The sequence below is a fragment of the Oerskovia sp. NPDC060287 genome, assembly GCF_042726775.1.
Lineage (GTDB): Bacteria > Actinomycetota > Actinomycetes > Actinomycetales > Cellulomonadaceae > Oerskovia > Oerskovia merdavium.
Genome location: NZ_JBHXBO010000277.1, coordinates 1 through 4934, shown reverse-complemented (window position 1 = coordinate 4934; position 4934 = coordinate 1). Strand labels below are relative to the sequence as shown.

The window sequence follows — 4934 nt, the reverse complement described above, 5'->3', positions numbered from 1 at the left end:
CGGTCACCATCTCAGGCGGCCACCTTCGCAGGTCGACGCCTCACGCGCTCACCGGGTCACCGCGTCATCTCCCCCTCGACGGCCTCCTCGACCGCCGCGGCCGCGAACTGGCTCTCGTAGAGCCGCGCGTACGCGCCGCCCTTCTCGATGAGCACCTCGTGGTTGCCCATCTCGACGATCGCGCCGTCCTCCATGACGAGGATGACGTCCGCGTCGCGGATCGTGGACAGCCGGTGCGCGATCACGAACGACGTCCGTCCGGCGCGCAGCGCGTTCATGGCCTGCTGCACGAGCACCTCGGTGCGGGTGTCGACCGAGCTGGTCGCCTCGTCGAGGATGAGGATCGCCGGGTCGGCGAGGAACGCGCGCGCGATCGTCAGGAGCTGCTTCTCGCCCGCGCTCACGCCCGAGCCCTCGTCGTCGATCACGGTCGCGTAGCCGTCGGGCAGCGTGCGCACGAACGGGTCCACGTGCGTGGCCCGCGTGGCCTCGAGGAACTGCTCCTCGGTGACCTCGACGCCGTCGGGCACGCCGTAGCGCAGGTTCTCCTCGATGGTGCCCTTGAAGAGCCAGGTGTCCTGCAGGACCATGCCGATGTTGGACCGCAGCCCGTCCCGGGTCATGGTCCGGACGTCGACGCCGTCGAGCGTGATCCGCCCGCCGTCGACCTCGTAGAACCGCATGATGAGGTTCACGAGGGTCGTCTTGCCGGCGCCCGTGGGGCCGACGATCGCGACGGTCTGGCCGGGCTCGGCCACGATCGACAGGTCGTCGATGAGCGGGCGGTCGGGCACGTACCGGAACGAGACGTCCTCGAACGCGACCCGGCCCTGCACGTCCGTGAGCACGGCCGCGGGCGAGGGGTCGGGGGACTGCTCCTCGGCGTCGAGCAGCTCGAACACGCGCTCCGCGGAGGCGACGCCCGACTGCAGGAGGTTCATCATCGACGCGATCTGGGTGATGGGCTGCGTGAACTGGCGCGAGTACTGGATGAACGCCTGGACGTCACCCAGCGACAGGGTTCCCGACGCGACGCGCAGGCCACCGACCACGGCCACGATCACGTAGTTGAGGTTCGCGACGAAGCCCATCGCGGGCTGGATGATCCCGGAGATGAACTGCGCCTTGAAGCTCGCCTCGTAGAGCTCGGCGTTCTCGGTCTCGAACGTGTCGACGGCCGTCTGCTGGTGGCCGTAGACCTTGACGAGCGCGTGGCCCGTGTACATCTCCTCGACGTGCGCGTTGAGGCGTCCGGTCGCGGCCCACTGCTTGATGAACTGGGGCTGCGAGCGCTTGGCGATCATGGCCGTGACCAGGACCGACAGGGGCACGGTCACGAGCGCGATGACTGCGAGCAGCGGCGAGATCCAGAACATCATGGCGAGCACGCCGACCACGGTCAGGACCGAGGTCACGAGCTGCGACAGCGTCTGCTGGAGCGTCTGCGCGACGTTGTCGATGTCGTTGGTGACGCGGCTGAGGACCTCGCCCTTCTTCTGCCGGTCGAAGTAGGACAGCGGCAGGCGGCCGAGCTTGGCCTCGACCTCGGCGCGCAGGCGGCGCACGGTGCGCTGGACCACGGACGTGGTCACGCGTCCCTGGATCCACCCGAACAGGAAGGACCCGACGTAGATCGCGAGGACCAGCAGCAGGATCGTGCGCAGGGCCGCGAAGTCGATGCCCTGCCCGGGAACGACGTCCATGGCCGCGAGCATGTCAGCCTGCGTCCCCTGGCCGTTGGCGCGCAGGTTCTCGACGGCCTGCTCCTTGGTGACGCCTGCGGGCATCTGCGAGCCGATCACGCCCGCGAAGATCACGTTGGTGCCGTTGCCGAGGAGCTTGGGCCCCAGCACGGCGAGCGTCACGGACAGGACCGACAGGACCGTGATGACCGCGACGGCGAGCCGCTCGACGCGCAGGTAGCCCGCGAAGCGCTTGAGCGAGCCCGTGAAGTCCATGGCCTTCTCGGTGGGCATGCCCATGCCGCCCATGGGGCCGTGGCCGCCGCCCTGCGGGCGTCCCTTGAGGCGCGTGGCGGACAGGTCGGGCTTGTCGCCCGCCGCGTCCGCGCCGTCCTGGGGCGCGGTGGCGTCGTGCGGCACGGGACCGCCCGACGGCGTCACGAAGGTCTCGGCGTTCTTGTCGCCCGGGTTGTCGCTCGGGCGGGGTGTCTGGGTGCTCATGCTGCCTCCTGCGCCGAGAGCTGCGAGTACACGATCTCCTGGTACGTCTCGCACGTCTCCAGGAGCTCGTCGTGGGTGCCGGTGCCGACGATGCGCCCGTGCTCGAGCACGACGATCTGCTCGGCGTGGCGGATGGTCGCGACGCGCTGGGCGACCAGGAGGACCGTGGCCTCGCGGGTGCGGGGCGCGAGCGCGAGCCGCAGGGCGGCATCGGTCGCGTAGTCGAGGGCCGAGAACGAGTCGTCGAACAGGTACACGCTGGGCTTGCGCACGATCGCCCGGGCGATCGCGAGCCGCTGGCGCTGGCCGCCCGAGAAGTTGGTGCCGCCCTGGGCCACGGGGGCGTCGAGCTGCCCCTCGAGCTGTTCGACGAACTCGCGTGCCTGGGCGACCTCGAGCGCGTCCCACACCTCGGCGTCGGTCGCGTCCTCCTTGCCGTAGCAGACGTTGTCGCGCACGGTCCCGGAGAACAGGTAGGCCTTCTGGGGGACGTAGCCGATCATCGACCACAGGTCCTGGAGCGCGACGTCGCGGACGTCGGTCCCGTCGATGCGGACCGAGCCGTTGGTCGCGTCGAAGAGCCGCGGGACGAGCTGGAGCAGAGTCGTCTTGCCCGATCCCGTGGACCCGATGATCGCGGTCGTGCCGCCGGGGCGGGCCGTGAACGTGAGGTCGTGCAGCACGGGGTCCTCGGCGCCGGGGTACCGGAAGTCGACGTCCTCGAACGTGATGATCCCCGTACGGTCCTCGCGGGGCGCGAGGCGCACCGGGGTCGGGGACTCGACCACGGTGGTCTCGGTGTCGAGGACCTCGCCGATGCGCTCGGCCGAGACGGCCGCGCGCGGGACCATCATGAAGATCATGGTCGACATCATCACGGCCATGAGGATGTACATGATGTAGCTGAGGAACGCCGTGAGGGCCCCGATCTGCATCCCGTCCTCGACCCGGTACGCGCCGAACCACAGGACCGCGACGCTGGTCGCGTTCATCACGAGCATGACGGTCGGGAACATGAGCGCCATGAGCTTGCCGACGCGCAGCGACGTGTCGTAGAGCCGGTCGTTGGCGACCGCGAAGCGCTCCTCCTCGCGGCGCTCGCGCACGAACGCACGGATGACGCGGATGCCGGAGATCTGCTCGCGCAGGACCCCGTTGATCGCGTCGATGCGCTTCTGCATCTTGCGGAAGTACGGGACCATGCGCGAGATGATCAGCCCCACGACGATCCCGAGCACGGGCACCACGACCAGGAGCAGCGCCGAGAGCTCGACGTCCTCCTGGAGCGCCATGATGACGCCGCCCACGAGCATGATGGGCGCCATGACCATGATGGTGAAGCCCATGAGCACGACCATCTGGACCTGCTGCACGTCGTTCGTGGTGCGGGTGATGAGCGAGGGGGCCCCGAGCACGCCCATCTCCTGCGCGGAGAACGACTGGACACGCGTGAAGAGCCCGTTGCGGACGTCGCGCCCGAACGACATGGCGACCTTGGCACCGAAGTACACCGCGACGATCGCGCAGATCACCTGACCGAGGCTGATCGCGAGCATGACGCCACCCGTGCGCATGATGTAGGCGGTGTCGCCCTGCGTGACGCCCTTGTCGATGATGTCGGCGTTGAGGCTGGGCAGGTACAGGGTCGCGATCGTCTGCACGAGCTGGAGGACGAGCAGGATCGATATGGGCGTCCAGTACGGGCGGAGGTAGGTCTTCAGGAGACGTTGGAGCATCTGGGGTGTCCTGTCGGAGGTGGGGGCGGGTCGAGCAGGTCTCAAGGTGCCCGACGGCGGGGCGCACGTCGAGCGATTTCGGTGACCTCGGCGAGAGGTCCAGCATGCGACGCCGCGGTGAGGTCCGCGACGGCTGGCCGAGCGCCTCAGGCGAGCGACGCCGTCGGGCCCGGGACCGCGGGGCGTGCGTCCGTCCGACGGACCGCGGCGTGCGGTGGCCCCACCGCGTGGGGCGGGCCCGCTCCCTGGCACGGCGCCTCGAGGACGCCGTGGAGGAAGACGTCGACGATCTGGGTCGCGTCGAGGGGGCCGTCCTGGACCAGCAACGGGCTCGCGTGACCGTGCACGAGGAAGAAGAAGACGCTCGCGGCCACGCGGGGCTCGGTCCGCAGCTCGGCCGCGAACGGGGACAGGCGCGCCTCGATCGCCTGGACGATGTCCTGGACGGCCGACATCCGGGCGTCGCGGTGCGAGCCCGGGCCCTGCGTGCCGTGGTTGCGGTGGACGTCGTCCCGGTGACGACGGTGGGCCTCGCCCCCCGGACCGCCGGGCGGGCCGCCCCGGTCCCCCATGACCTGGTGGGCGACCTGGACGATCCTGGCGGTCGCGCGCTGGCTGTCCTGGATCAGCTCGGCCAGGGCCGTGAGCGTCTCGGCGAGCGAGCCACGCTCGCCCGTCTCGCTGATCGCGCGCACGAGCGGGGCCGGGTCGAGCGCGGCCACGAGGGCGGCGTGGATCAGCTCGTCCTTGTCCTCGAACGCGCGGAAGAGCGTGCCCTCGGCGACGTCCGCCGCCTGGGCGATCTGCCGGGTCGTCACGGCCGAGCCGTAGCGCGCGAGCAGGGGGACGGTCGCGGCGGCGATCGCCGCACGCCGGTCGTCACGGCTCATGGGTCGGGCGCGGCCCGAGGGTGTGGTCACGCCCACGAGCGTAAATGAGTGAGCACTCACTCGTCAAGGTTGCCCGACGCAACCAGATGCGCGAACGCCCGAGGGGGCACCGCGAGCGCGGCACC

3 protein-coding genes are annotated in these 4934 nt (G+C 70.2%); all 3 read right to left on the bottom strand.

Annotated elements, in window-relative coordinates; all coding sequences use genetic code 11:
• Positions 1-56 precede the first annotated feature (56 nt).
• Positions 57-1991, bottom strand: a complete 1935-nt coding sequence (locus ACFWFR_RS17360; RefSeq protein ID WP_377617039.1) for an ABC transporter ATP-binding protein — start codon at positions 1989-1991, stop codon at positions 57-59.
• Between the two features lie 188 nt (positions 1992-2179).
• Positions 2180-3919 (bottom strand): ABC transporter ATP-binding protein, encoded by a 1740-nt coding sequence (locus ACFWFR_RS17355; RefSeq protein ID WP_377623858.1) that lies wholly within the window; start codon positions 3917-3919, stop codon positions 2180-2182.
• Between the two features lie 146 nt (positions 3920-4065).
• Complete coding sequence (locus ACFWFR_RS17350) at positions 4066-4839, bottom strand: TetR/AcrR family transcriptional regulator (protein ID WP_377623857.1); 774 nt, start codon at positions 4837-4839, stop codon at positions 4066-4068.
• Between the last annotated feature and the right edge of the window lie 95 nt (positions 4840-4934).

Excerpts from the sequence above, each read along its gene's own strand:
- ACFWFR_RS17360 (WP_377617039.1), bottom strand. The coding sequence starts at position 1,991 with ATGGGCGGCATGGGCATGCCCACCGAGAAGGCCATGGACTTCACGGGC.
- ACFWFR_RS17355 (WP_377623858.1), bottom strand. The coding sequence starts at position 3,919 with ATGCTCCAACGTCTCCTGAAGACCTACCTCCGCCCGTACTGGACGCCC.